Source organism: Luteimonas colneyensis (assembly GCF_014836665.1).
Taxonomy (GTDB): Bacteria; Pseudomonadota; Gammaproteobacteria; order Xanthomonadales; family Xanthomonadaceae; genus Luteimonas; species Luteimonas colneyensis.
In genome coordinates this window covers 1-24,960 of sequence record NZ_JACSQJ010000004.1, presented here as the reverse complement: position 1 = coordinate 24,960, position 24,960 = coordinate 1, and the positions used below count along the sequence as shown (strand labels likewise).

Here is a 24,960-nt window from a genome sequence, read left to right as displayed (position 1 = left end):
ATGGCGCCGAAGCGGGGGTACCGCGCCACGGCGCGGTTGAGACAGACCCTTCGAACCTGATCCGGCTGATACCGGCGTAGGGAAGCTTCGCAGGATGCACCGCACTCGCCACCGCACGCCGGCTGGCGGCGGCGTGCAGCATGCGCCGCCGCTTCGTCCCGACCACTACAGGACGATGCCGATGAACGCCATGCCCCCAGCCCTGCAGCAGCAGGCCCAGCAGCTCTCCGATTCCGTGACCCGCCCGGTCCCGGGTTCGCGCAAGGTCTTCGCCGAAGGCTCGCGGCCCGACCTGCGCGTGGCCATGCGCGAGATCGTGCAGACCCGCACTCCGACCCTGTTCGGCGGCGAGGACAATCCGCCGGTCACGGTCTACGACACCTCCGGCCCCTACACGGATCCCGATGCGCGCATCGACCTGTCGACCGGCCTGCCGGCCCTGCGCGCGCGCTGGATCGAGGAGCGCGGCGACACCGCGCTGCTGGCGGCCCTGAGCTCGGGCTTCGGTCGCGCACGCGAGGTGGACGCGAAGCTCGACGCCGTGCGCTTCCCCACGCGCAGGCTGCCGCGCCGCGCCAGGGACGGCGCCAACGTCACCCAGATGCACTACGCGCGCCGCGGGATCGTGACGCCGGAGATGGAGTACGTGGCGATCCGCGAGAACCAGCGGCTCGAGCTGCTGGAGGCGGGCCCGGACGGGCGGCATCCGCTGCTGTCGCAGCATCCAGGGCAGTCGTTCGGGGCGTCGATCCCGGCGCGGATCACGCCGGAGTTCGTGCGCGACGAGATCGCCCGCGGCCGCGCCATCCTGCCCTGCAACATCAACCACCCCGAAAGCGAGCCGATGATCATCGGCCGCAACTTCCTCACCAAGATCAACGCCAACATCGGCAACAGCGCGGTGTCCTCGGGCATCGCCGAGGAGGTCGAGAAGCTGGTCTGGGCGATCCGCTGGGGCGCAGACAACGTCATGGACCTGTCCACCGGCAGGCACATCCACGAGACCCGCGAGTGGATCATCCGCAACTCGCCGGTGCCGATCGGCACCGTGCCGATCTACCAGGCCCTGGAGAAGGTCGATGGCCGCGCCGAGGAGCTGACCTGGGAGATCTTCCGCGACACGCTCATCGAGCAGGCCGAACAGGGCGTGGACTACTTCACCATCCACGCCGGCGTGCTGCTGCGCTACGTGCCGCTGACCGCCAGGCGGGTCACCGGCATTGTGTCCCGAGGCGGCTCGATCATGGCCAAGTGGTGCCTGGCCCACCATCGCGAGAGCTTCCTCTACGAGCACTTCGAGGAGATCTGCGACATCATGAAGGCGTACGACGTGGCCTTCTCGCTGGGCGACGGCCTGCGCCCGGGCTGTATTGCGGACGCCAACGACGCCGCCCAGTTCGGTGAACTCGAAACCCTGGGCGAGCTGACGAAGATCGCCTGGAAGCACGACGTGCAGACCATGATCGAAGGCCCCGGCCACGTGCCGATGCAGCTGATCAGGGAGAACATGGACAAGCAGCTCGCCGAGTGCGGCGAGGCGCCGTTCTACACCCTCGGCCCGCTGACCACCGACATCGCGCCCGGCTACGACCACATCACCAGCGCCATCGGCGCGGCGATGATCGGCTGGTACGGCACCGCGATGCTCTGCTATGTCACCCCCAAGGAGCACCTCGGCCTGCCCAACCGCCAGGACGTGCGCGACGGGATCATGGCCTACCGCATCGCCGCGCACGCCGCCGACCTCGCCAAGGGACATCCCGGCGCGCAGGTGCGCGACAACGCCCTGAGCAAGGCGCGCTTCGAGTTCCGCTGGGAGGACCAGTTCCATCTCGGGCTGGATCCGGAGAAGGCGAAGGAGTTCCACGACGAGACGATGCCGAAGGACGCCCACAAGCTCGCCCATTTCTGCTCCATGTGCGGGCCGCACTTCTGCTCGATGAAGATCACGCAGGACGTGCGCGAGTTCGCCGCCGGACGGGCAGGCGCGGCGGGTCCGGATGCGGACGCCGGCGACGTGGCCGCTGCCGGCATGGCCGCCAAGGCGGCTGAATTCAGGGCCGCCGGCGCCGAGCTCTACCGGCCCGGCTGAACGGAAGGAAACGCGCGCGGGCGGGGCGCGCGCGGGCGCCGCGCGGATCACGCGGCGCCCGTTGCCGGCGTGCTAGCTTCGCCGCATACCAGGAACGGGAGGATCCACCATGGCACGCATTCCCACGTCCCTCCGCTGGCTGCTGGCCGCGCTGCTCCTGGCGCTGCTGGCGGCCTGCGCCACCGGCCCGCGCATCAGCTCGGACTCCGATCCGCGGGCGGATTTCTCCGCCTACCGCACATTCGCCTTCTATTCGCCCCTGGCGATCGAGCGGGAGGGCTATGCCAGCCTGGTGAGCGGGCGCATGAAGGCCGCCGCGCGCGCCGAGATGGAGGCGCGCGGCTACCGCTACAGCGAGGAAGACCCCGACCTGTGGCTCAACATCAACGCCTACATGCAGCGGCGCACCGACGTCAGCACCATTCCCGACGTGGACTACGCCTACTACTACAGCTATCGCCACCGCGGCTACGTGGCCGTGCCCTACTGGCACGACCGCACCACCGTGCACCGCTACACCGAAGGCACGATGAACATCGACCTGGTGGATGCGGAGCGCAACGCTCTGGTGTGGGAGGGCATCGCGGTGGGCCGGGTGACGCGCAACCAGGATGCCGCCGCGCGCGATGCCGCGATCGACGTCACCATCCGCGACATCTTCGCCGCCTATCCGCACCGCGCCGGCGCGCGCTGAGCGCGGGCCGCGGCGGGCGCCAGCGCGGCGTCCGCTGCGGGGACGGTGGTTTCAGCGGGCGAATGCGGCCTGCAGCGTGGCCAGCCAGCCGCTCCAGCTGCCGCCGTCGCGCGTCGGGTCGTATTCGCTGCCCAGCGACCGCATGCGCGCGCCCAGCGCGCCCTCGTCCAGCCCTTCTCCCGCCAGGCGCGCAAGGTCGTCGCGCACCGCGACGATCTCCGCGTCCGCCTCGCTGCCCAGGTAGGCCTCGACCACGCCGGTGGCGGTGTCGTGCTCCATGCCCCAGTCCTGGTGGAAGTACGCGGACAGGAAATTCTCAAGCGCGGGCGTATCGCTCATGCAGAGGCCTCGGGATCGGGATCAGGGGGCTGAAGGATAGCCGGTGACGATGCGGTATCCGGTGTCGAGCCGGTCCGAACGTTCCAGCACCAGCTTCACCGAGAACACGTCCTCGGCGCTGGATTCGCCGCGCTTCACCGAGATGCCGGTGCTGGCATCGAAGCTCGCGTCGACCACCAGGCGGTTGCCGCCCTTGCCGTCGACCCAGGCATCGATGCGGTCCTGATGCTCGGAGAGGGTGGCGGCGACGAAGTGCTCGGCTTCGCCGAGGTCGCGGAAGCTGGAGGCGGCGCTGATGTTGTCACGGCGCACGCGGTCGACCAGCCACTCCTCGCTCTTGCCGACGTGGCGCTCGATCAGGTGGCCGCCGACCTCTTCGTGGGCCTCGAGGCCGCCGCCGGGCACCTGGACCGGGGCGTCGGGACCGTCGGGGTCCTCCGGCGCGTCCGGGCCGTCGACGCCACCGTTGCCGAGGTGGGCGTCCAGCGCGTCCAGGGTGGAATCCACGGCGTCACGCTCCACGCGCGACAGGTCGCGCACATCGACCTCGCCCAGCGCGTCGCGGATGCGGCCGAGCAGCGGATCGAGGTGTTCGCCGAAGGTCGGGTCGCCGCCGGCCAGCGAGATCGCGCTGCCGACCTGGTCGAGGAAGTCCTCGATGCCGCCGCTGTCCGCCAGGTCCTGGAGATGGGCGACGAGGTCGGCGTCCGGATCGGCGGCGGCCGCCATGGCCATGCGGGCGGCGGACGGCTGCTGCACCGTCGACAGCGACCACTCGGTCGCGGGGGAGAGGGCTCGTGCGACATCCATAGCGCGGGTGCCTTGCGTGCGGGGAAGCGCAAGAGGCTATGCGTCGTGACGGGCCCCCGACAGCTGGTGCCGACCCGACCCCCGGGTCGACCCGGGGATCACGCGGAGCCCGCGCCGGCAGGGCACACTTCGCCGATGATCCGGACGCGTCCCAATCCGCTGCGCTGGCCGGCGATCGCCGCCCGCCATCCCTCGGCGCTGCTGCTGGCCGCGCAGCTCGCCAGCCTGATGGTCTATCCCTGGGTGGACGGCCGCGACACCCGGGTGCTGTTCAGCGCGTTCACCCTGGTGGCGGTGCCGCTTGCGGTGTGGGTGGTGTTCCGCAGCCATGCCGCAAACTGGTTCGCCTGGGCGCTGGCGGTGCCGGCGATGCTGCTTGCGGTCGCGGCGATCGCGCTGGGACTGCCCGCGCTGGCCGCGGTTTCGGCGGTGCTGGAATCGCTGCTGTACTTCTACGCGGCCGGCGCGCTGATCGTGTACATGCTCGAGGACCACACGGTCACGGTGGACGAACTGTTCGCCGCGGCCGCCGCGTTCACCCTGCTGGCCTGGGGCTTCGCCTACGCCTTCCTGGTCTGCCAGGCGGTTGCGCCCGGCAGCTTCACTGGAATGGTCGAGCCGGAGCGCCCGCGACGCTGGCTGGAACTGCTGTTCCTCAGCTTCTCCACGCTCTCGGGCACCGGCAATGGCGACGTGATGCCGCTGTCAGCGTATGCGCGGGTGCTGGTGATGCTCGAGCAGTTCGCGGGCGTGGGCTACATCGCCGCGGTGGTGTCGCGGCTGATCGCGCTGAGCATCGTGCGCCGGCGCGGCGGCCAGCGCTGACGGAAACGGCGCGGCGGGCCTGCCGGCGCGCCCTTCGGCGGTCAGTTGCCCGACTTGTAGCGTTCGATCGCCTCGACCAGCAGCGCCTTGGCCTCGGCGGCATCGCCCCAGCCGTCGAGCTTCACCCACTTGCCCTTCTCGAGGTCCTTGTAGTGCTCGAAGAAGTGGCCGATGCGCTCCAGCCAGTGACCGGACACCTGCGCGATGTCGATGATGTGGGCATAGCCCGCGAACACCTTCGGCTCCGGCACGGCGAGCAGCTTCTCGTCGCTGCCGGCCTCGTCGGTCATCTTCAGCACGCCCACGGGACGGCAGCGGATCACCGAGCCCGGCACCAGCGGCAGCGGCAGGATCACCATCACGTCGGCCGGGTCGCCGTCGCCGCAGACCGTCTCGGGCACGTAGCCGTAGTTGCAGGGGTAGCGCATGGGCGTGGACAGGACGCGGTCGACGAAGATCGCGCCGGACTCCTTGTCGACCTCGTACTTGACGGGCTCGGCGTCCTTCGGGATCTCGATGATGACGTTGATCTCGTCCGGCGGGTTCTTGCCGGTCTTCACATGGTCCAGGCCCATGGGTGCTCCAGTTGGTGGGGACGGGGCGCGACGCGGCCCGTTGGGAATGCGCACATTCTACGCGCGGCTGTTGCGACGCACCAAAGCGCGCGCGCGAGCTGAATGGCAGGGGGTGCACCCGAGGATGGGGTACGCCCCAGCTTGGGCGGACATGACGGGCGGATTACACAGTACGCCACCGTATCCACAGCGAGACCCGCCGCATGACCATCCAGGCCTCAAGCTTCGATCCCGGCGCCAGCGCCGCCGCCGCCCAGTTCGAGCGCGCCGGTTACTGGAACAATCCCGACGCGCCGGGCCACCACCACGGGCCGGACGGCCTCGGCAGCGATGCGCCCGCGCCGTCGCCGATCGACGCCGGTGGTCCCGACGACGTGATCGGCGACAAGGACGCGGCCGAGGACGGCCGCAAGATCGACGGCTCGGCGGAAAACGCCGGCGAGCGCACCCAGCGCAGCACGCCCGACGGCAAGCCGATCGTCGTCGACCCGCTGCACTCGGGCAACGGCGTGGACATCGCCCGCGAGCGCACCGTGGCCGACGGCAGCTATGTCAGCAGCGACCAGCTCGTGCTCACCACCGGCGCCCGCGACGACGTGATCGGCGTGAAGCAGCGCGACGACGGCACCCTGGACGTCAACGTCAACGGCGAGAACTTCGAGGTGAAGCTCGACCAGGGCCAGGAACTCACCATCCGCGCCGGCGCCGGCGACGACGTGATCGAGGTGGCGCCCAACGTCAAGGTGAACATCGTGGTCGAGGGCGGCGCCGGCGACGACAGCATCACCACCGGGGGCGGCGACGACCGCATCGACGGCGGTGCCGGCAACGACACCATCTTCTCGGGCGCCGGCCGTGACGATGTCTTCGGCAACACCGGCAACGATGTGATCACCGGCGGCGAGGGGGTGAACATCCTCCACGGCGGCGACGGCGACGACGAGATCACCGCCGGGTCCGGCACCAACTTCGTCGAGGCCGGCGCAGGCGACGACACCGTGCACGGTGGCGGCAGCAGCGACATCCTCTCCGGCGGCACCGGCAACGACCGCATCGTGGTCGGCAACGGCGACAGCCGCGTCTATGCCGGCGCCGGCGACGATACCGTCGAGAATGCCGGTACCAACGCCACCGTCTACGCCGAGGTCGGCGACCTGGTGAATGCCGCCACCAATGCGAAGCCCACGGTGGTCAACGTGGTGATCGACGCCGCGGCGGGCCAGACCATCAAGGTCGAAGGCTCCGAGGGCTTCGTGCAGCGCATCCAGGCCGAGCTCGACTTCCTGCGCGCGTCCCCGGTGGGCCAGCAGATGCTGGCCGAGTTCGACAGGGCCGCCGACGTGAAGGGCAACGTGGTCACCATCAAGGAACTGGCCAACGAGCAGAACGGCTACGCCCAGACCTTCAGCGGCGACGCCGACATCCGCAACGGCCGCGCCGGCGCCGGCGGCAACGTCGACATCAGCTACAACCCGTCCTTCCACATGGACGCCTTCCCCGCGCCCGTGGTGGTGCTCTACCACGAGATGTCGCACGCCTATAACGGCGTGAACGGAACCTTCCAGCCGGGGACCTATCGCGGCGAGGGCCCTGACTCCGGCCGGGTGCCCAACGCCGAGCGCCAGGCCGTGGGCCTGGAGACCAGCGCCGCACCCTTCGACTTCGACGGCGATCCTTCCACGCCCGCCACCACCGCCAATCCGGATCACCTGACCGAGAACGGTCTGCGCGAGGAGCTGGGCATGCCGGATCGCCCGAGCTACGCGCTCTGACCTTCCGCAGTCCGGTCCTGTCCTGGAGCCCGCGTTCACCGCGGGCTCCAGGCGTTGCATCCATCCTGTCGCCCCGATCGCCCACAGGTGAGCCATGCCGATGAATCCGAACCCGCGAGCCGGCGCCGCGCTGGCGCTCTTGTCCGCGGCCCTGCTGGCTCCGCATGCTGCGGGGGCACAGGCCACGACGGAGTCCACGCACATGCATGAGGAAGACCAGGTGGCACGGACCACCGTCGAAGGCGACGGCGCACGGCTGGAGGTCGCCTTCGATCCCGATGGCAGCGCGCTCGCCGTGCGCTACCGCATCAGCAACACCGGCACCGGGCCCCTGGCCGTGTTCGACCGCGGCGACCGGCACGCGGTGCTTACGAAGCGGCTGGTGGCCGGCGAGGTTCCGCCGCCACGCTTCGAGGCCGACGCCGCCGGGCTGGTGCTCACGCACGCGGCGCGCGCGCTGCCCCGTCCCACGCCGACGGTGCCGCCGGTTCCGCTGGCGGCGAAGCTGGCGCCGGGCGAGGCGCTGGACGGCGCCTTCGCGTTCGACCTGTCGCTCGCGCCCGGCACTGGCCGCGTGCGCTGGTGCCTCGGCGTGGCGCCGTTCGACGACGACGGGTTCCAGGCCTCGGACTCCGCTGGAGAGATACCGGTCTGGACCGCGCCATTTGAAATGGCGGAGATGCAGCAGCGGCTGTGCACGCCCTGGTTCGACGTGGCGGCGGGGACGTTCGAAGCGTCATAAGCCTGCGCGCGGACCCGCAGGCGGAGTTCGCAACGAAGAAGGCGGCCCGGAGGCCGCCTTCTTCATGTCCAGCCGGACGCCCTACAGCAGCGGCACCAGCAGCAGTGCCACGATGTTCGTGACCTTGATCAGCGGGTTCACCGCCGGGCCGGCGGTGTCCTTGTAGGGATCGCCCACGGTGTCGCCGGTCACCGCGGCCTTGTGCGCCTCGGAGCCCTTGCCGCCGTGGTGGCCTTCCTCGATGTACTTCTTGGCGTTGTCCCAGGCGCCGCCGCCGGTGCACATCGAGATCGCCAGGAACAGGCCAGTCACGATCGTGCCCATCAGCAGGCCGCCGAGCGCGTCCGCACCCAGCGTCAGGCCGACGATGATCGGGATCACCAGCGGCAGCAGCGAGGGAATGACCATCTCGCGGATCGCCGACTTGGTCAGCAGGTCGACCGCGCGGTCGTACTGCGGCTTGCCGGTGCCCTCCATGATCCCGGGGATCTCGCGGAACTGGCGCCGCACTTCCTCGACCACGGCGCCTGCCGCGCGACCCACGGCCTGCATCGCCATCGCGCCGAAGAGATACGGGATCATGCCGCCGATCAACAGGCCGATGACCACGTTCGGGTTGTCGATGGAGAAGTTCACCGCGCGGCCCGAGGCTTCCAGCTTGTGCGCGTAGTCGGCGAACAGCACCAGCGCGGCCAGGCCGGCCGAGCCGATCGCATAGCCCTTGGTCACCGCCTTGGTGGTGTTGCCCACGGCGTCGAGCGCGTCGGTTGTTTCACGGATCGCGGGATCCAGGCCGCTCATCTCGGCAATGCCGCCGGCGTTGTCGGTGATCGGGCCGTAGGCATCGAGCGCCACGATCATGCCGGCCATCGACAGCATGGCGGTGGCCGCGATCGCCAGGCCGTACAGGCCGGCGACCGAGTAGCAGGTCCAGATCGCCGCGGCGACCACGATCACCGGCGCCGCCGTCGACTTCATCGACACCGCAAGGCCCGCGATCACGTTGGTGCCGTGGCCGGTTTCCGAGGCGCGGGCCACGTCCTGCACCGGCGCGTACTCGGTGGCGGTGTAGTACTCGGTGATCACCACCAGCAGCGCGGTCAGCACCAGGCCGACGATGGCGCACCAGAACAGCGGCATGCCAGGCCCGGCGCCGAACATGCTGTCGGTGACGAACCAGAACGCGATCGCCGCCAGCACGCCGGACACGCCCAGCCCGCGGTACAGCGCGTTCATGATCTTGCCGCCCGGCCGCGCCTTGACGAAGAAGGTGCCGATGATCGAGGCCACGATCGAGACCGCGCCCAGCACCAGCGGATACACCACGCCGGCCCAGCCGTAGGTGGCGAAGGCGATGCCGCCGATCAGCATCGAGGCGATGATGGTGACCGCATAGGTCTCGAACAGGTCGGCCGCCATGCCCGCGCAGTCGCCGACGTTGTCGCCGACGTTGTCGGCGATCACCGCCGGGTTGCGCGGATCATCCTCGGGAATGCCGGCCTCGACCTTGCCCACCAGGTCCGCGCCGACGTCCGCGCCCTTGGTGAAGATGCCGCCGCCCAGGCGCGCGAAGATCGAGATCAGCGAGGAGCCGAAGGCCAGGCCGATCATCGGCTGCAGCGCCGCTTCCACCGCCACCGCGTCGCGGCCGGCGCCGACCACGAACATGAAGTAGCCGGCCACGCCCAGCAGGCCCAAGCCGACCACCAGCAGGCCGGTGACCGCGCCGCCGCGGAAGCTGACCGCCAGGGCCTCGTTCAGCCCGACGGTGGCCGCCTGGGTGGTGCGCACGTTGGCGCGCACCGAGACGAACATGCCGATGAAGCCGGCCACGCCCGAAAGCACCGCGCCGATGGCGAAGCCGATCGCCGTGGTCCAGCCCAGCGCCGGCACGAAGCCGATCACCAGGAACAGCACCACGCCGACGATGGCGATGGTGGTGTATTGCCGCCGCAGGTAGGCGCCGGCGCCTTCCTGGATCGCCGCGGCGATCTGCTGCATGCGCTCGTTGCCCGCGGGACGCGCCAGGATCCAGCGCGCGGAAAAGATGCCGTAGACGATCGCGAGGCCGGCGCACGCAAGCGCCAGCCACAAGCCTTGTTGCTCGAGCATTGAAACCCTCCCCAGGGTGTGGACGGAAACAACCGGTTGGAGCACGTGCCGGTCGACTATGGCATAGCGACCGGACCCGGTATTGCCGCGCTGCAGCGCGTCGGGCGGGCCTCGCGGGGACTGCTGCTCGAGGCGTGGAGGCCTGATTCAGGCGGTCCGTGCGAGGCTGCGCCGCTCCCCCCATCCGTGCGAGTCCATGCGATGCGCCTTGCCATCCTGACCCTGCTGGCCGCCGCCGCGCCGGCCCTGGCCGCCGATCCGAAGCCGGAGATCACCCGCGACGCGGTCCAGCCGCAGCAGGTCGGCGTGGTGCACACGCTGCGCCAGATCCCCGAGGCCTGTGCGCGCATCGAAGGCGCGTTCACCGGCGACGCCGCCGAGCCCTACCGCTTCGCCGTGGTGCGCACCAGCCCGAACTGCCAGCCGCGCGCGCGCTTCGTGGACGCCGCCAAGGCCAGGCCGTCGCAGGCGGAGGGCTGGCTGTTCAACGACCTGATCCGCGTGCCCAGCGCCGGCTGCGCTTCGCAGCAGGCCGTGGTGCGCGTCTGGCGCAAGCCGGTCGAACAGGCCGTCAAGCTCGACGGCCAGGGCCAGTCGCGCGTCTACCTCGACGATGCGAAGCAGGCCGCGGCCGGCGGCAAGCTGGCGACGATCCCGATGTTCGCCGCCGAGATGGGCGTGGAAGGCGAGGGCTGCGGTCGATAGGCCCGCAACCCACGGCGATTCCGCGTCGTCGGGTGTCCGGCAACCCTCGGCTAGTTCTTTGCCGGCTTCAGCCTGGGTGCCGCGGCAGCGAACGCGACTTCGTCCGCCGGCGACAGGTTCGGCCGGCCGACCAGCAGGCCCATCGTGATCGAGCCCTGAACGTAATAGGTTTCGCCGTCCTCGACCTCCAGGGTCAGTACGTCCTCGGATTCCGAGTGCACGACGTATTCGTGCGGGCCCGGCGGCGTGACGTGCACGAAATAGACGCCACTCGCCAGCTTGCCCAGTTCCTCGCCGTTTTCCCTGACCTTGAAGCGCACGCCGCCGCCGGTGAACTTCCTTTCGCGGAAGAACACGACCTGGCCCATGCCGGCGGGAGGGGCGGGAATGTGGATGGCCGATGCGTCGGCAGGGACGCCCTCTTCCGGGGTGGTGCCGGGCTCATCTGTGGAGGGAACGTCAGTGGGTGGAATCTCCGCGGACTCGACATCGCCGTCTCCGGTCGGCGCAGCCTCGGTCACCGCGGACTCCGGATCGTCGACCGCCACCTCCGGGGCCATGGGCGCCGCAACTACGTCATCGGTGCCGGACTCCGCGGTCGCCGTTGCAGCCGTCACGTCGTCCGCCAGGTCAGGAGGAGTCGCGTTTGCCTGAGCCTCCTGATCGACCGCTTCCGCCTGCTCGACGGTCGCGGCAGACGTCGTCGCGGCGTCCTGGGCGATGACGGGAGTCAGGGCGAGCGATGCCGACAGGACAAGGGCGAGACGGATGGTCGGACGCATCAGGGCATCTCCTGTTCAGAATGGTTGGAGGGACTGTCTGGCATCGGCGGTGGCGCCAGTTCGACCGCTTCGGCCAGGCGCGCATGCACGCGCGTTCCAGAAGGGATCTCGATCTCCGTGCCGCGAATGAACATGGCAAACGGACCCGCGGCAAAAGACACGCCGATCGCCATGCCACTGTTGTCGTCGCCGGTCCGGCCGAGCTTGAGCCCGCGCAGGCGGACGCTCCGCCCTTCGAGCTCCAGACTGCGCGCGGCGATCAGCAGCTCTCCCGGCGCGCCGCCGCCGCGCGCGGCGGCCGCATGCACGACCTGGCCGAGCACCGGTGTTCCCGCCGGAATCAGTTCGTGGCCTTGAAGCAGGATCGGTTCTGCGGTCCGCAGCCGGAAGTCGTCGCCACGCTTGAACTCCCACGAGTTGAGCGGATCGACCAGTTCAAGGTCGACCAGGTGGCCAGCCTCGAGCCGGCAGCAAGTCGGAGTCGTCCCGGGCGCCCCAACGCCCTGGTCCCCGGCAGTCTCCTGTGCCGATGCGAGCGCGAACGGAAGCGCGGCGCATAGCGCCGCGGTTGCAAACCTCAGCATCCGATGTCCCTCCCCCCAAGGAACGCATCGACGGAACTTATCGGAAGGCATTGCCGCTGCCAAGGTGCAGGGCAACAGGCGCGCTGATCAGCTTTCCCAGGCCGCCAGCTTCTTCCGCACCGGTGTGTTCTTCAGCGCCACGTACTTCGGCAGGCCGTCGCGCCCGTAGGGCGGGTAGGCCTCGCCGCGGATCAACGGCTCGAGGTAGGCGCGCGCGGCGGCGGTGATGCCGTAGCCGTCGCGCCGGATGAAGCCCTTGGGCATGGTCTTCTCGCGGTTCGCGATCCGGTCCAGCGACGCAGGCTCGATCTTCCAGCGATACGGCGCACTGGAGGTGCGGATGATCGCCGGCATGGTGGCGTTGCGGCCCTCCAGCGCGTAGCGCACGGCGGCCCTGCCCACGGCCATCGCCTGGTCGAGGTCGGTCTGCGAGGCGATGTGGCGCGCCGAGCGCTGCAGGTAGTCGGGCAGGGTCCAGTGCACCTTGAGGCCCAGCCGGTCCTTCACCCGGCCCGCCAGGTACGAGGCCACGCCACCGAGCTGGGTATGACCGAAGGAATCCGTGCCGCCGCCGGCATCGGCGACGAAGGTGCCGTCGGCGGTGCGGATGCCCTCGCTGGCGACGACCACGCAGTGGCCGACGCGGTCGACCACCTTCTGCACGCGGGCGAGGAAGTCGGCCTCGTCGTAGGCGCGCTCCGGGAACAGGATCAGGTGCGGCGCGGCGTCGGGACCGTCGCCGGCCAGGCCCGCGGCGGCGGCGAGCCAGCCGGCATGGCGACCCATGGCCTCGTAGACGAAGACCTTGGTGGACGTGTCGGCCATCGCCGCGATGTCCAGCGCTGCCTCGCGCACCGAGACCGCGGTGTACTTGGCCGCCGAGCCGAAGCCCGGGCAGCAGTCGGTGACCACCAGGTCGTTGTCGACGGTCTTGGGCACGCCGATGCAGGTCAGCGGATAGTCGAATTCGGCCGCCAGCTGCGAGACCTTGTTGGCCGTGTCGGCGGAATCGTTGCCGCCGTTGTAGAGGAACCAGCGCACGTCGTGCGCGCGCAGCACCTCGAGCAGGCGCTCGTACTTCGGGCGGTCGGCCTCGAGTGATTTCAGCTTGTAGCGGCAGGAACCGAAGGCGCCGCCAGGCGTATGGGCCAGGGCGCGCACCGCCGCTGCGGACTCCTTCGAGGTGTCGAACAGCTCCTCGCGCAGCGCGCCGAGGATGCCGTTGCGCCCCGCCAGCACGCGCACCTTGCGCGCCCGGGCCTCGGTGAGCACCGCCGAGGCGGTGGCGTTGATGACGGCGGTGACGCCGCCGGACTGTGCATAGAAGAGGGTACCTTGGGGCATCTCGGGTCCGGGGAAGTGTTTGGAAGCCGGGGGTTTCGGAGCGGGGGAGCGATGGGTAAGCTGGAGCGGTGAAGGCCGCAGGCGGGGGATTCTACGCTCCGCCCGGTCCATGCCCCGCGATCAGATTGGAGCGTTCGATGCGACTGGTACTGCTTGGTGCGCCGGGTTCCGGCAAAGGGACGCAGGCCACGCGCCTGAAGGAGCACCTGCAGGTGCCGCACGTGTCGACCGGCGACCTGCTGCGCGCCGAGGTCAAGGCCGGCAGCCCGCTGGGCCTGCAGGCGAAGGAAGTGATGGCCCGCGGCGAGCTGGTGTCCGACGACATCCTGCTCGGCATGCTGGAGGACCGCTTCTCGCGCGACGACATGGCCAGGGGCTTCATCCTCGACGGCTATCCGCGCAACCTGGCGCAGGCCGCCGCGCTGGACGCGCTGCTCGAGCGCATCGGCCAGCCGATGGACATCGCCGTCCAGCTCGAGGTCGACAACGAACTGCTGATCGACCGCCTCGCCGGCCGCGCGCAGGCCGAGGGTCGCGCCGACGACAATCCGGAATCGGTGCGCAAGCGCCTGCAGGTCTATGACGACCAGACCGCGCCGGTGATCGGCTACTACCGCGACGCCGGCAAGCTCGCCGTCGTCGACGGCGTGGGCACGCTGGACGAGGTCTTCGGCCGCATCCTGGCCGCTTTCGAACGGCAGTGAAGCTCCACATCCTCGGCATCGCCGGCACCTTCATGGGCGGGGTGGCGGCGCTGGCGCGCGAGCTCGGCCACGCGGTCGAGGGCAGCGACCAGGCCGTCTACCCGCCGATGTCGACCCAGCTCGAGCGCCTGGGCATCGACCTGCGCCAGGGCTACGACCCGGCACACATCTCGCCCGGCTGCGACCAGGTGGTGATCGGCAACGCGCTGTCGCGCGGCAACGCCGCGGTCGAACACGTGCTCGACCATGGACCCGCGTACACCTCGGGCGCCGAATGGCTGCGCGACAACGTGCTGCCCGACCGCGACACCATCGCGGTGGCCGGCACCCACGGCAAGACCACGACGACCACGATCCTGGCCTGGCTGCTCGAGGCCGCGGGCCGCGGTCCGGGTTTCCTGATCGGCGGCGTGGCCGAGGACTTCGGCGTGTCCGCGCGCGTCGGCCAGGGCCGCGAGTTCGTGGTCGAGGCCGACGAGTACGACACCGCCTTCTTCGACAAGCGCTCGAAGTTCGTGCACTACCGGCCGCTGGTCGCGGTGCTCAACAACCTCGAGTTCGACCACGCCGACATCTTTCCCGACCTCGCCGCGATCCAGCGCCAGTTCCACCATTTCGTGCGCACGGTGCCGCGCCGCGGCCGTCTGGTGGTCAACGGCGAGGATCCGCACCTGGCCGAAGTGCTGGCGATGGGCTGCTGGACGCCGGTGGTGCGTTTCGGCATCGACCCCGTGCCGGGCGTCGCGCTGGACTGGCAGGCGCGCCTGCTGTCCGCCGACGGCGGCGCCTTCGAGGTGCTCAGGTCCGGCACGGTGGTGGGCGAGGTGCGCTGGCCGCTGCTCGGCCGCCACAACGTGATGAACGCGCTGGGCGCGCTCGCGGCCTGCGATGCGGTGGGCGTGGACGTGGCCTCGGTGCTGCCGGCCCTGTCCGGGTTCCGCAGCGTCAAGCGCCGGATGGAGCTGCTGGGCGAGGCCGGCGGGATCAGCGTCTACGACGACTTCGCCCACCACCCGACGGCGATCGCCACCACGCTCGAAGGCCTGCGCGCCCGCGTCGGTGCCGGCGGCCGGATCGTGGTCGCGATGGAGCCGCGCAGCAATTCGATGCGCCTGGGCGCGCACGCCGACGCGCTGGCGCCGTCGCTGGCGCTGGCCGACGCGGTGGTGTTCCTGCACCGCCCGTCGCTGGAGTGGGACGCCGGCGCGGTGGTCGGGGCGCTGCGCGGCGAAGGCGTCGCGGTGCCCGATGCGGATGCGCTGCTGGCCAACCTGCAGGCGATGGCGCGCACGGGCGACCACGTTGTGTTCATGTCCAACGGCGGCTTCGACGGCGCACCTCGGCGTTTCCTGGCCATGCTGCGCGGGGAGTGAGCCGCGGCCGTGCGCCTGCGCGTCGCGGCCTGCGCGGCCCCGGCCTCGCCTTGACGCCCGGTGGGTAGACTGTCGGCGATGGCCGGGACTCCGATGCTTCCGCTGTTTCCCCTGCAGGCCGTGCTGGTGCCCGGCGCGGTCATGGGCCTGCGCGTGTTCGAACCGCGCTACCTGGACATGGTCGGCGAGTGCGGCCGCAGCGGCCACGGCTTCGGCATCTGCCTGATCGCCGAGGGCGACGAGGTCGGCGCGCCGGCGGTCCCGGCGGAGTTCGGGACCGAGGCGGTGATCGAGGACTTCGGCACCGACGACGACGGCCTGCTCACCCTGCGCGTGCGCGGCGAGCGCAGGTTCCGCGTGCTGGCCACGTCGGTGCGCGACAGCGGCCTGGTCGAGGCCCGCGTGGACTGGCTCGAGGAGGTGCCATCCGCTGCCCGGCTGCGGCCGGAGCACGCCCTGCTGGGTACGCTGCTCGAACGCATCTTCGACCAGGTCGGGCGCCCACCGGGTGCCGAGGGCAGCATCGACGATGCGGTCTGGGTGGGCTGGCGCCTGCTCGAGATGCTGCCGATGCCGGAGGAGCGTCGCGCCGCCATGCTCGGCGTAGACGATCCGCACAAGCGGCTCGACGGCCTGCTCGAACTGATCGGCTAGGGCGAAGGCGCGGGTACGCGTGGCGTCCGCAGGCGCAGCACGGGCTCGCCGGAAGCCGGGTGCGGATCCTCCTGCTGCTCCAGGCCGGCCAGGTCGCTGCGCAGCAGCGCGTAGGCGCCGCGGGCGTCGGGATCCGGGGACCACAGGCCGAACAGGTCGAACGGCCGCACGTGGGTGAGCGTCTGCGCCGTGCCGATCCACAGCGGCGTGCCGTCGCGCGGCTGCCGCGGCGCGCGCCACAGGCGCAGCACCACGATGCGGCCGTCGTCGAGCGTGCGCCGCATCAGCAGCGCCTCCGCGCTGGCCTCGAGCGTCGCCGGCAGGACCTGCTGCGCAAGCGCCGGGGTGTCGTCGTCGAGCAGGAGCAGGGTCGCGCGCCAGTCGGCCTGCGCCTGCGTGGCCCAGCCGCGTGCCGCCAGGTGGCGTTCGATCGGTTCCAGCGGCCCGGCGACCTGCACGTCCAGCGGCCAGCGACGGCTGGCGTCGCGCTCGTTGCGCTGCCAGGGCAGCTCGGCCCAGCCGTCCTGCCACCAGGTGTCGAGGTCGATGTTGGCCGGCGGCGGCGTCGGCGCGAAGCGCTCCAGCAGCGGATCGACCGCGCGCGGCGCATGCCACAGCGCGGCCACGGTGAACGCGCCGTAGAACAGCGCCGCCAGCGGCCGCATCCAGAACGAACGCGCCACGTGGCGGCGGTAGGCGATGCCCAGCGCCAGCAGCCAGGCGATGCCCAGCAGCATCCCGCCGACCAGGTCGGTCAGCCAGTGCGCCCCCAGGTACAGGCGCGCGAAGCCGAGCACCGCCACCACCGCGCCCGAGACGAGGTAGGGCCAGACGCGCTGCCGACCCGGCAGCTCGCGCGCGATCAGCACCGCGAAGAAGCCGAAGGTGATCGTGGTCATCGTCAGCCCGACCGCCGGGAAGCCGAAGCCGCTGAGCGCGGTCGGCGGGCGCGGCATGTCGATCGCGGCCTCCAGCGCGGCGGTCAGGGCCAGGCCGAAGGCCAGGGCCGCCAGCCAGTGCGCCGCCGCCATCCAGCGCCGGCGCCACAGCAGCCACAGCGTCGACAGCGCGATCGGCAGGGCCAGCACCACCGGATCGCCGATCGAGGCCAGCGCCGCCATCAGCCGGTCGGCCAGCGGGTTGCGCAGCGCGTACATCGCCTCGTGGATGCGCAGGTCCAGGGCCAGCGGGCCGCCGCGGGCGAGCATGGTGGCCAGCAGGGTGAACCAGGCGACGCCGATCGCCAGCAGGCAGGCCGCGAGCAGCGCCAGCGACGCCGACTCCGGCCGGTTGGGCGAGATCAGCGCGGCCGCGTAGCGCCCCAGGCGCGGATGGTCGCGGGTCCAGCGCAGGGCGCGGGCCAGCAGGGCATCGGCGTGGCTGGCGAACCAGCGGTAGGTGTAGAGCACCAGCGCCCAGGCCAGCGCGATCGCGGCCAGCAGGGCGCCCACCACCAGCGCCAGCCGGTCGGCGACCGCGGCCACGGCGTCGTAGGCCTCGCCGAACATCCAGCCCGGCGCCAGGAACAGCACGGCCCAGGTGATCGCGGCGACGACGCTGGCCGGGAGGTAGCGGCGGAGCGGCATCCGCGCCATGCCGGCGATGGCGGGCACGAACGGACGCACCGGCCCGACGTAGCGCGCAATGAAGATGCCCTTGGTCTCGTTGCGGCGGAACAGCAGCTCCGCGCGCTCGAGCAACTGTGGGTACTTGCTGAACGGCCAGGTGGCGCGCAGCCGCGGCCCCCAGCGGTGGCCGATCCAGTAGCTGCTGGCGTCGCCCAGGAAGGCGCCGGCCGCGGCGCAGGCCACGGCGTACGGGCCGGAGATCTCGCCCAGGCCGATCAGCACGCCGATCGCGAACAGCAGCGGCAGCGCCGGCACGATCGCGCCGAGGATGATCACCGCGTCGCAGAAGGCGACCAGGAATATGGCTACGCCGGCGGCCACGGGATGGGCGCCGATCCAGGCAACGAGGCTGTCGAACCAGGCACTCACCGGCGCAATTATGGCAGCCGGCACCGCCGTCGTGACCCCTACAATGCGCGCATGGAGCAACGGGGTTCAGTGGAAGTGTCGGCGCTGAAGGCCGACAGCTTCGGGCGCATCGCGCTGATGCGGAGCGTGCATGGCGAGCGGTTCGTGCGGCGCGACCTGCGGCATGTGCCGTGGTGGCTGCGGCTGCCGGCATGGTGGCTGGCCCGGCGCGAGGCGCGGGGGCTGCAGGCGGTCGCCGGGATGGCCGATGTACCGCAGCTGCTGGGCTGGGACGGGCGCGTGCTCGACCGCAGCTTCATGGCCGGCGATGCGATGTACCAGCGCCCGCCGCGTGGCGACCTCGCCTACTTCCGGCGCGCGCGCAGGCTGCTGCAGCAGCTGCATCGTCGCGGCCTCGCCCACAATGACCTCGCCAAGGAGGCGAACTGGCTGGTGCTCGAGGACGGGAGGCCGGCGCTCATCGATTTCCAGCTGGCGGTGCGTGGCGACCCGCGTTCGCCCTGGATGCGCCTGCTTGCGCGCGAGGACCTGCGCCACCTGCTCAAGCACAAGCGCACGTACTGCCCGGAGTCGCTGACGCCGGTCGAACGCCGGGTGCTGAAGCGCCGGTCCTGGGTGCGCGAGGCCTGGTTCGCCACCGGCAAGCCCATGTACCGGTTCGTCACCCGCCGGATCCTGAAGTGGGAAGACAACGAGGGCCAGGGGCCGAAGCCCTGAGGCCGGTGTACCCGCGAAAGGCGGCCCTGCCCGGTCGGCGCGCCGCACCGGTGCTCTATCATCGGCGGGTCGCGGCTGCGGCCGCTCCCCCCGATGGAAGCCTCCCGAACATGGCCACCCTTGCCGGCAAGACCCTCTTCATCACCGGTGCCTCGCGCGGCATCGGGCTTGCGATCGCGCTGCGCGCCGCGCGCGATGGCGCCAACGTGGCCATCGTGGCCAAGTCGGACGTGCCGAACCCGAAGCTCCCCGGCACCATCCACACCGCCGCGCAGGCGGTGACCGAAGCCGGCGGCCAGGGCCTGGCGCTGAAATGCGACATCCGCGAGGAGGACCAGGTGCGCGCCGCGGTCGCGGCCACGGTCGACGCCTTCGGCGGCATCGACATCCTGGTCAACAACGCCAGCGCGATCTGGCTGCGCGGCACGCTCGACACGCCGATGAAGCGCTTCGACCTGATGCAGCAGGTCAACGCCCGCGGCAGCTTCCTGTGCGCGCAGGCCTGCCTGCCGCACCTGCTGGAGGCGCCGAATCCGCACGTCCTGACCCTCGCGCCGCCGCCGTCGCTGGACCCGAAGTGGTGGGGTCCGCATACCGGCTACACGCTGGCGAAGATGGGCATGAGCTTCGTGACCCTGGGCCTGGCCGCGGAGTTCGGACCGAAGGGGGTGGCGGTGAACGCGCTGTGGCCGCGGACCATCATCGGCACCGATGCGCTGAACATGATCCCGGGCGTGGAGCCGGGCAACGGCCGCAGCCCGGAGATCATGGCCGACGCCGCGCACGCGGTGCTGCTGCGGCCGGCGGAGGGCTTCTCCGGCCACTTCCTGATCGACGACGAGGTGCTGGCAGAAGCCGGCGTTACCGACCTGTCGGGCTATGCCGTGGATCCTTCGAAGCCGCTGTATCCGGACCTGTTCCTGGACTGAGGTCGGTCAGCAATCCCGCCGCCGGCGCCGCGGCGGGTGACACAATGCGTGCCCCGTCCGCACGTATCGCTCCCATGTCCCTGCCCGACCTGCTGGCCCTCGGCCGCGACCACTACCTCCCCGTGTACCGCCAGCGCGAACTGGTGCTCGAGCGCGGCCAGGGTGCGCGGCTCTGGGACAGCGAGGGACGCGAGTACATCGATTTCTCGGCCGGCATCGCGGTCTGCAGCCTGGGGCATGCCGATCCCGACCTGGTCGCCGCGCTGGTCGAGCAGGCCGGCCGGCTCTGGCACACCAGCAACGTCTTCCACAGCGAACCGCCGCTGCGCCTGGCGCAGGAACTGGTGCAGGCCTCGCGCTTCGCCGAGCGCGTGTTCTTCTGCAACTCCGGCGCCGAAGCCAACGAGGCCGCCATCAAGCTCGTGCGCAAGTGGGCCGCGGCGCAGGGCCGGGAGCCAGCGCGCCGCACCATCGTCACCTTCCGCGGCAGCTTCCATGGCCGGACGCTGGCGGCCGTCACCGCCACCGCGCAGCCGAAGTACCAGGCCGGCTACGAGCCGCTGCCGGGCGGGTTCCGCTACGTCGACTTCAACGACGTCGCCGCGCTGGAGGCCGCGATGGCCGGCGGCGACGTCGCCGCGGTGATGCTCGAGCCCGTGCAGGGCGAGGGCGGCGTGCTGCCCGCGGCGCCGGGCTTCCTGAAGGCGGTGCGCGCGCTGTGCGACCGCCACGGCGTGCTGCTGGTGCTCGACGAGATCCAGAGCGGAATGGGGCGCACCGGCGCGCTGTTCGCGCACTGGCACGACGGCGTGGTGCCGGACATCGTCACCCTGGCCAAGGCGCTGGGCGGTGGATTCCCCATCGGCGCGATGCTGGTGGGCCCGCAGGCTGCGGACGCCATGCAATTCGGCGACCACGGCACCACCTTCGGCGGCAATCCGCTGGCGGCGGCGGTGGCGCGCGTGGCGCTGCGCAAGATCGCGTCGCCTGCGGTCGTGGACAACGTCTCGCGGCAGGCGGCCGCGCTGCGCGACGGCCTGTCGGCCATCGATGCCAGGCACGGCCTGTTCCAGGAGGTCCGCGGCCGCGGGCTGATGCTGGGCGCGGTGCTGCGGCCGGAGCATGCCGGCCGCGCGGCGGAGATCCTCGACCGCGCCGCGGCGCAGGGCCTGCTGCTGCTGCAGGCGGGGCCGGACGTGCTGCGTTTCGTGCCCGCGCTGACCATCACCGGCGCGGACGTGGCCGAAGGCCTCGAGCGGCTCGAGGCCGCCCTGCGCTGAGCACCCCGGCCGGCGCCGCTCAGTCGGTGCCTTCGGGCGCCAGCGCGCGGCCGCACTTGCGGCAGTGCCAGGCGTCGGCCTCGTGGTCGGGCAGCCCGCATTCGGTGCAGCGGACCTGCCGCCGCCGCGGCTGCAGGGAGCGCGCGAGCTCGGCGGTGTAGATGCCCGTCGGCACCGCGATGATGCTGTAGCCGATGACGATCAGCACCGAGGTGATGAAGCGGCCGAAGCCGGTGGCCGGGGCGACGTCGCCGAAGCCCACGGTGCCCACGGTCACGATCGCCCAGTACATGCCGGTGGGGATGCTGGTGAAGCCGTGTTCCGGGCCTTCGACGACGTACATCAGCGCACCGAAGATCACCACGATGGTCAGCAGCGTGGCGATGAACACGAAGATCTTGCGCCGGCTGCGCAGCAGGGCCTGGATCAGGACGCCGGCCTCGCTGGAGTACTCGACCAGCTTCAGCACCCGGAACACTCGCAGCAGGCGCAACGCGCGGATCACGGTGAACGAGGCACTGGCGGGGAACAGCAGCGACAGGAAGGTGGGCAGGATCGCCAGCAGGTCGATCACGCCGAAGAAGCTGGTCGCATAGCGCAGCGGGCGCTTCACCACCCACAGGCGAACGGCGTACTCGAAGGCGAAGGCCAGCGTGAACAGCCATTCCAGCGCGTACAGCCAGGCGTGCCAGCGCGCCTTGACCGCCGGCACGCTGTCGAGCATCACCACCACGACGCTGGCGAGGATCACCAGGATCAGGACGAGGTCGAAGTTGCGCTCGTCGGGCGCGTCGTGGTGGAAGATCCGCCGGTACCAGAGATGGCGCGCGCCTTCCTCCGAGGCCGGCAGGAAGTCGCGCTCGAACGGGCTAGGCCCGGCTTCGGCCGGGCGTTCTCCGTCAGCGGGTGGCTGCATCGGCGACGGCCCTGAACGCGCCGCGCGCGGCTTCCAGCGTCACCTCCACCACCGCATCGTCGTGGGCGCTGGAGATGAAGCCGGCCTCGTACGCGGACGGGGCCATGAACACGCCGCGCTCCAGCATCGCGTGGAAGAAGCAGTTGAAGGCGCCGATGTCGCAGGCGGTCGCACCGGCGTAGGTGTCGACCTTCGCATCGGTGAAGAACAGGCCGAACATCGCGCCGACGCGGTTGGTGGTCAGCGGCACGCCGGCCTCGCGCGCGGCCGTTTCGAAGCCGTCGCACAGCGTGTTCGTCGTGGCCTCGAGGCGGTCGTGGAAGCCCGGTTCCTGCACCAGTTCCAGCATCGCCAGGCCCGCCGCCATCGCCACCGGATTGCCGCTGAGCGTACCCGCCTGGTAGATCGGGCCGGCGGGCGCGATCTGCTGCATCAGGTCGCGACGTCCGCCGTAGGCACCGACCGGCATGCCGCCGCCGATGATCTTGCCGAAGGTGCTGAGGTCGGGGGTGATGCCGTAGCGCGCCTGGGCGCCACCCGCCGCCACGCGGAAGCCGGTCATCACCTCGTCGAAGATCAGCAGCGCACCGTGACGCGTGCACAGGTCGCGCAGGTGCTGCAGGTAGCCCTCGCGCGGCGGCAGGCAGTTGGCGTTGCCGACCACCGGTTCGATGATCACGGCCGCGATCTCCGGGCCGATCTCCTCGAACAGCTGCGTGGCGCCTTCGAAGTCGTTGTAGCTGATGGTCGAGGTCAGCTCGCTGAGGCCGGCGGGGACGCCGGGCGAGGTCGGCACGCCCAGGGTCAGCATGCCGCTGCCGGCCTTGACCAGGAAGGAGTCGCCGTGGCCGTGGTAGCAGCCCTCGAACTTGACGATGCGCTGGCGGCCGGTGGCGCCGCGCGCGAGCCGGATCGCCGACAGCGTGGCCTCGGTGCCGGAGTTGACCATGCGCACCATCTCGCAGGACGGCACCAGGCGGGTGATGGTCTCGGCCATGGTGACTTCGGCCGGGCAGGGCGCGCCGTAGGACAGGCCCTTGCCGATCGCGTCCGCCACCGCTTCGCGCACGCGCGGATGGTTGTGGCCGACGATCATCGGGCCCCAGGAGCCGACGTAGTCGACGTAGCGGTTGCCGTCGACGTCGTACAGGAACGCGCCGTCCGCACGCTCGACGAAGAACGGCTCGCCGCCCACGGACTTGAACGCGCGCACCGGCGAATTCACGCCGCCGGGAATGAGCGCGCTGGCGCGGGAGAACAGGGCCTGGGATTTTTCGTGCTTCATCGCGACTCGATTCCTGTGTGCATCTGCGGGGTGCCGGGCGGGGCGGAGGTGGGGCGGAGGCCGGGCGCGTCAGGGCGCGTCGGCGTCGAAGGCGTGCAGGTAGCGGCGGGCGGCGACAGCCGGATCGTGTGCATCGAACACGCCGCTGATCACCGCAAGCAGGTCGGCGCCGGCTTCGACCACGCTGCGGGCATTGTCCGGGGTGATCCCGCCGATGGCCACCACCGGAAGGCCGAGGCGCCGGGCGTCCCGGAGCACCCCCGGCGCCACGCGGCGGGCATCGGGCTTGGTGGGGGAGGGGAAGCAGGCGCCGAAGGCGACGTAGCTGGCGCCGGCCGCGGCCGCCGCGTCCGCGCGGGCGAGGCTGTCGTAGCAGGACGCGCCGAGGATGGCCTGCGCGCCGAGGGTGGCGCGCGCAGCGGCCAGGTCGCCGTCGTCTTTGCCCAGGTGCGCGCCATCGGCGCCCTCGGCCGCGGCCATGCGCCAGTCGTCGTTCACCAGCAGCGGCACGCCGTGCGCGCGGCACAGCGGAATCAGCGCCGCCACCTGCGTCCGTGCCAGTGCGGCGTCGGCGAGCTTGTTCCGGTACTGCAGCAGGGATGCCTGGTCGATCACCGCGCCGACGCGATCGAGCAGGCGCGCGGTGTCGCGTTCATCCGGGGTCAGCAGGTAGAGGCCGCTCCGGAGGTCGCGCACCGGCGTGGCGGTTGCGGCGGGAGAGGGCATGGCGTGGTTTCCTGTTGCCGGAGGGTGGTGGGACAATGGTCGCCCGCGTCGCGCACGCAGCAGCCGCAAGCCATTATCCGATGAACGAGACCAGCACCGCCTCCCGCACCTGGATGTGCGTCGTCTGCGGCTTCATCTACGACGAAGCCCTCGGCCTGCCCGAGGAGGGCATCGCCCCGGGCACGCGCTGGGAGGACGTCCCCGACACCTGGACCTGTCCCGACTGCGGCGTGACCAAGGACGACTTCGAGATGATGGTGGTCTGAGCGCCGGCCGTCGCGGCGGCCGGTCCGTTGATCCGACGGGCGACCGCTCAGCGCGCGGGCAGGATGCCGGGCGCCAGCTCCATGACCGCACCGTTCTTCAGCTCCAGACGCCGGGCTTCCCCGGCATTCAGCTCGAGCACGTACAGCGCCGGCGCGTTGCTCGGATACGGAGGACAGCGGTCGCCGGCGGAGCATGGCGGGACGTCGCGCTGCTGCGATACCAGTCGCAGCGACGAATCGAAGTAGAGGATGTCGAGCGGGATCCGCGTGTTCTTCATCCAGTAGGCCTGGCGCTCCTCGCTGTCGTGGATGAACAGCATTCCGTGCCCGTCGGCCAGCGAGTCCCGGAACATCAGGCCGCGCGCACGCGACGCATTGTCATTGGCCAGTTCCACGGTGAACCGTTCCCCGCCCAGTTCGACCCAGGGTTCGTCGTTCGCGCATGCGGTGGCAAGAACGCTCGCGCACGCCAGCGTCAGGTACAGGCCAATAGCACGCATCTCGGACCCCGGAACGGTTGGAAAGCACCAACACTCGTGGAGTGGCGCGGTAGGGTCAAGCCTGCTGCGCATGTCCCCTTCCCATGCCTGGTTGAAGCGTGCACAATGCGCGCCCCGCACGACGTGGCCGAGACGGAACGGAGTGGGGGGAGAAGGCGGAAAGATCCTTCACAGGGTGTTGACGTTCTTCGAAACCGCGCTAATATGTGCGGCTCCCCAGCGGGAACGGCCGGATGG

Annotated in this window: 25 protein-coding genes and 1 riboswitch; of the genes, 13 read left to right on the top strand and 12 right to left on the bottom strand. The window is 70.9% G+C overall.

All coding sequences use genetic code 11. From position 1 onward, the window contains the following. Positions 1 to 3: 3 nt before the first annotated feature. Positions 4 to 101: riboswitch (TPP riboswitch) on the top strand. A gap of 80 nt (positions 102 to 181) precedes the next feature. Both thiC and H9645_RS08530 read left to right on the top strand, forming a co-directional pair. Next, entirely contained in the window at positions 182 to 2,092 is a 1,911-nt protein-coding gene (gene thiC, locus H9645_RS08535) for a phosphomethylpyrimidine synthase ThiC (RefSeq protein WP_191729288.1), read from the top strand. Positions 2,093 to 2,201: 109 nt separating this feature from the next. Beyond that, entirely contained in the window at positions 2,202 to 2,786 is a 585-nt protein-coding gene (locus H9645_RS08530; protein WP_191729287.1) for a DUF4136 domain-containing protein, read from the top strand. 51 nt (positions 2,787 to 2,837) lie between these two features. Here H9645_RS08530 and H9645_RS08525 read toward each other — a convergent pair whose 3' ends face one another. Further along, entirely contained in the window at positions 2,838 to 3,125 is a 288-nt protein-coding gene (locus H9645_RS08525) for a contact-dependent growth inhibition system immunity protein (protein ID WP_191729286.1), read from the bottom strand. Positions 3,126 to 3,146: 21 nt separating this feature from the next. Then, positions 3,147 to 3,935 (bottom strand): RNase A-like domain-containing protein, encoded by a 789-nt coding sequence (locus H9645_RS08520; RefSeq protein WP_191729285.1) that lies wholly within the window; start codon positions 3,933 to 3,935, stop codon positions 3,147 to 3,149. Positions 3,936 to 4,070: 135 nt separating this feature from the next. Here H9645_RS08520 and H9645_RS08515 point away from each other — a divergent pair, with 135 nt between their 5' ends. Then, positions 4,071 to 4,760 (top strand): two pore domain potassium channel family protein, encoded by a 690-nt coding sequence (locus H9645_RS08515; protein ID WP_191729284.1) that lies wholly within the window; start codon positions 4,071 to 4,073, stop codon positions 4,758 to 4,760. Positions 4,761 to 4,801: 41 nt separating this feature from the next. Here H9645_RS08515 and ppa read toward each other — a convergent pair whose 3' ends face one another. Further along, a complete protein-coding gene (ppa, locus tag H9645_RS08510) occupies positions 4,802 to 5,335 on the bottom strand; it encodes an inorganic diphosphatase (protein WP_191729283.1) in 534 nt (177 codons plus the stop codon). A 203-nt stretch (positions 5,336 to 5,538) separates the two neighbouring features. On the opposite strand from ppa, the gene H9645_RS08505 reads away from it, so the two are divergent. Together H9645_RS08505 and H9645_RS08500 are read left to right on the top strand one after the other, a co-directional pair. Continuing rightward, positions 5,539 to 7,107, top strand: coding sequence for a M91 family zinc metallopeptidase (locus H9645_RS08505; protein WP_191729282.1), 1,569 nt, complete (start codon positions 5,539 to 5,541; stop codon positions 7,105 to 7,107). Between the two features lie 202 nt (positions 7,108 to 7,309). Further along, entirely contained in the window at positions 7,310 to 7,849 is a 540-nt protein-coding gene (locus H9645_RS08500) for a hypothetical protein (RefSeq protein WP_191729281.1), read from the top strand. 81 nt (positions 7,850 to 7,930) lie between these two features. Here H9645_RS08500 and H9645_RS08495 read toward each other — a convergent pair whose 3' ends face one another. After that, positions 7,931 to 9,961: a sodium-translocating pyrophosphatase gene (locus H9645_RS08495; RefSeq protein WP_191729280.1), complete on the bottom strand. Its 2,031-nt coding sequence runs from the start codon at positions 9,959 to 9,961 to the stop codon at positions 7,931 to 7,933. Between the two features lie 201 nt (positions 9,962 to 10,162). Here H9645_RS08495 and H9645_RS08490 point away from each other — a divergent pair, with 201 nt between their 5' ends. After that, entirely contained in the window at positions 10,163 to 10,666 is a 504-nt protein-coding gene (locus H9645_RS08490; protein ID WP_191729279.1) for a hypothetical protein, read from the top strand. 50 nt (positions 10,667 to 10,716) lie between these two features. Here H9645_RS08490 and H9645_RS08485 read toward each other — a convergent pair whose 3' ends face one another. From H9645_RS08485 to H9645_RS08475, 3 genes are all read right to left on the bottom strand, one after another. After that, positions 10,717 to 11,448: a DUF2846 domain-containing protein gene (locus tag H9645_RS08485; RefSeq protein ID WP_191729278.1), complete on the bottom strand. Its 732-nt coding sequence runs from the start codon at positions 11,446 to 11,448 to the stop codon at positions 10,717 to 10,719. After that, on the bottom strand, positions 11,448 to 12,032 hold the full coding sequence (locus H9645_RS08480) for a hypothetical protein (protein ID WP_191729277.1): 585 nt from the start codon (positions 12,030 to 12,032) through the stop codon (positions 11,448 to 11,450). The genes H9645_RS08485 and H9645_RS08480 overlap by 1 nt, the downstream gene beginning before the upstream one ends. 87 nt (positions 12,033 to 12,119) lie before the next feature. After that, positions 12,120 to 13,376 (bottom strand): 6-phosphofructokinase, encoded by a 1,257-nt coding sequence (locus H9645_RS08475; RefSeq protein ID WP_191729276.1) that lies wholly within the window; start codon positions 13,374 to 13,376, stop codon positions 12,120 to 12,122. A gap of 137 nt (positions 13,377 to 13,513) precedes the next feature. Here H9645_RS08475 and H9645_RS08470 point away from each other — a divergent pair, with 137 nt between their 5' ends. The 3 genes from H9645_RS08470 (at position 13,514) to H9645_RS08460 (ending at position 16,107) form a co-directional block, all read left to right on the top strand. Continuing rightward, entirely contained in the window at positions 13,514 to 14,080 is a 567-nt protein-coding gene (locus H9645_RS08470; RefSeq protein WP_191729275.1) for an adenylate kinase, read from the top strand. Further along, positions 14,077 to 15,453 carry a UDP-N-acetylmuramate:L-alanyl-gamma-D-glutamyl-meso-diaminopimelate ligase gene (gene mpl, locus H9645_RS08465; RefSeq protein ID WP_318240517.1) on the top strand — a complete coding sequence of 459 codons (1,377 nt, stop codon included), beginning with the start codon at positions 14,077 to 14,079 and terminating at the stop codon, positions 15,451 to 15,453. Before H9645_RS08470 ends, mpl begins: the two co-directional genes overlap by 4 nt. Positions 15,454 to 15,546: 93 nt before the next feature. Next, entirely contained in the window at positions 15,547 to 16,107 is a 561-nt protein-coding gene (locus H9645_RS08460; RefSeq protein ID WP_225218133.1) for an LON peptidase substrate-binding domain-containing protein, read from the top strand. Here the strand turns inward: H9645_RS08460 and H9645_RS08455 are convergent. Further along, positions 16,104 to 18,104 carry a bifunctional DedA family/phosphatase PAP2 family protein gene (locus H9645_RS08455; RefSeq protein ID WP_191729273.1) on the bottom strand — a complete coding sequence of 667 codons (2,001 nt, stop codon included), beginning with the start codon at positions 18,102 to 18,104 and terminating at the stop codon, positions 16,104 to 16,106. The genes H9645_RS08460 and H9645_RS08455 overlap by 4 nt on opposite strands. A gap of 51 nt (positions 18,105 to 18,155) precedes the next feature. Between H9645_RS08455 and H9645_RS08450 the strand changes: the two genes are divergently transcribed. From H9645_RS08450 to H9645_RS08440, 3 genes are all read left to right on the top strand, one after another. Further along, positions 18,156 to 18,821 (top strand): protein kinase family protein, encoded by a 666-nt coding sequence (locus tag H9645_RS08450; protein ID WP_191729272.1) that lies wholly within the window; start codon positions 18,156 to 18,158, stop codon positions 18,819 to 18,821. A 110-nt stretch (positions 18,822 to 18,931) separates the two neighbouring features. Beyond that, entirely contained in the window at positions 18,932 to 19,750 is an 819-nt protein-coding gene (locus H9645_RS08445) for an SDR family oxidoreductase (protein WP_191729271.1), read from the top strand. Between the two features lie 74 nt (positions 19,751 to 19,824). Continuing rightward, positions 19,825 to 21,030, top strand: a complete 1,206-nt coding sequence (locus H9645_RS08440) for an acetylornithine transaminase (protein ID WP_191729270.1) — start codon at positions 19,825 to 19,827, stop codon at positions 21,028 to 21,030. A 19-nt stretch (positions 21,031 to 21,049) separates the two neighbouring features. On the opposite strand, the gene H9645_RS08435 is transcribed toward H9645_RS08440, so the two are convergent. The 3 genes from H9645_RS08435 to thiE all read right to left on the bottom strand — a co-directional run bounded on the left by H9645_RS08435 (position 21,050) and on the right by thiE (position 23,957). Further along, positions 21,050 to 21,946, bottom strand: a complete 897-nt coding sequence (locus tag H9645_RS08435) for an ion transporter (RefSeq protein WP_191729269.1) — start codon at positions 21,944 to 21,946, stop codon at positions 21,050 to 21,052. Continuing rightward, entirely contained in the window at positions 21,930 to 23,231 is a 1,302-nt protein-coding gene (gene hemL / locus H9645_RS08430) for a glutamate-1-semialdehyde 2,1-aminomutase (protein ID WP_191729268.1), read from the bottom strand. Before hemL ends, H9645_RS08435 begins: the two co-directional genes overlap by 17 nt. Positions 23,232 to 23,300: 69 nt before the next feature. Further along, positions 23,301 to 23,957: a thiamine phosphate synthase gene (gene thiE / locus H9645_RS08425; protein WP_191729267.1), complete on the bottom strand. Its 657-nt coding sequence runs from the start codon at positions 23,955 to 23,957 to the stop codon at positions 23,301 to 23,303. Positions 23,958 to 23,992: 35 nt separating this feature from the next. Between thiE and H9645_RS08420 the strand changes: the two genes are divergently transcribed. Then, entirely contained in the window at positions 23,993 to 24,223 is a 231-nt protein-coding gene (locus H9645_RS08420) for a rubredoxin (protein ID WP_318240516.1), read from the top strand. 47 nt (positions 24,224 to 24,270) lie between these two features. Here H9645_RS08420 and H9645_RS08415 read toward each other — a convergent pair whose 3' ends face one another. Beyond that, positions 24,271 to 24,714 (bottom strand): DUF192 domain-containing protein, encoded by a 444-nt coding sequence (locus H9645_RS08415; RefSeq protein ID WP_425490227.1) that lies wholly within the window; start codon positions 24,712 to 24,714, stop codon positions 24,271 to 24,273. Positions 24,715 to 24,960 lie beyond the last annotated feature (246 nt).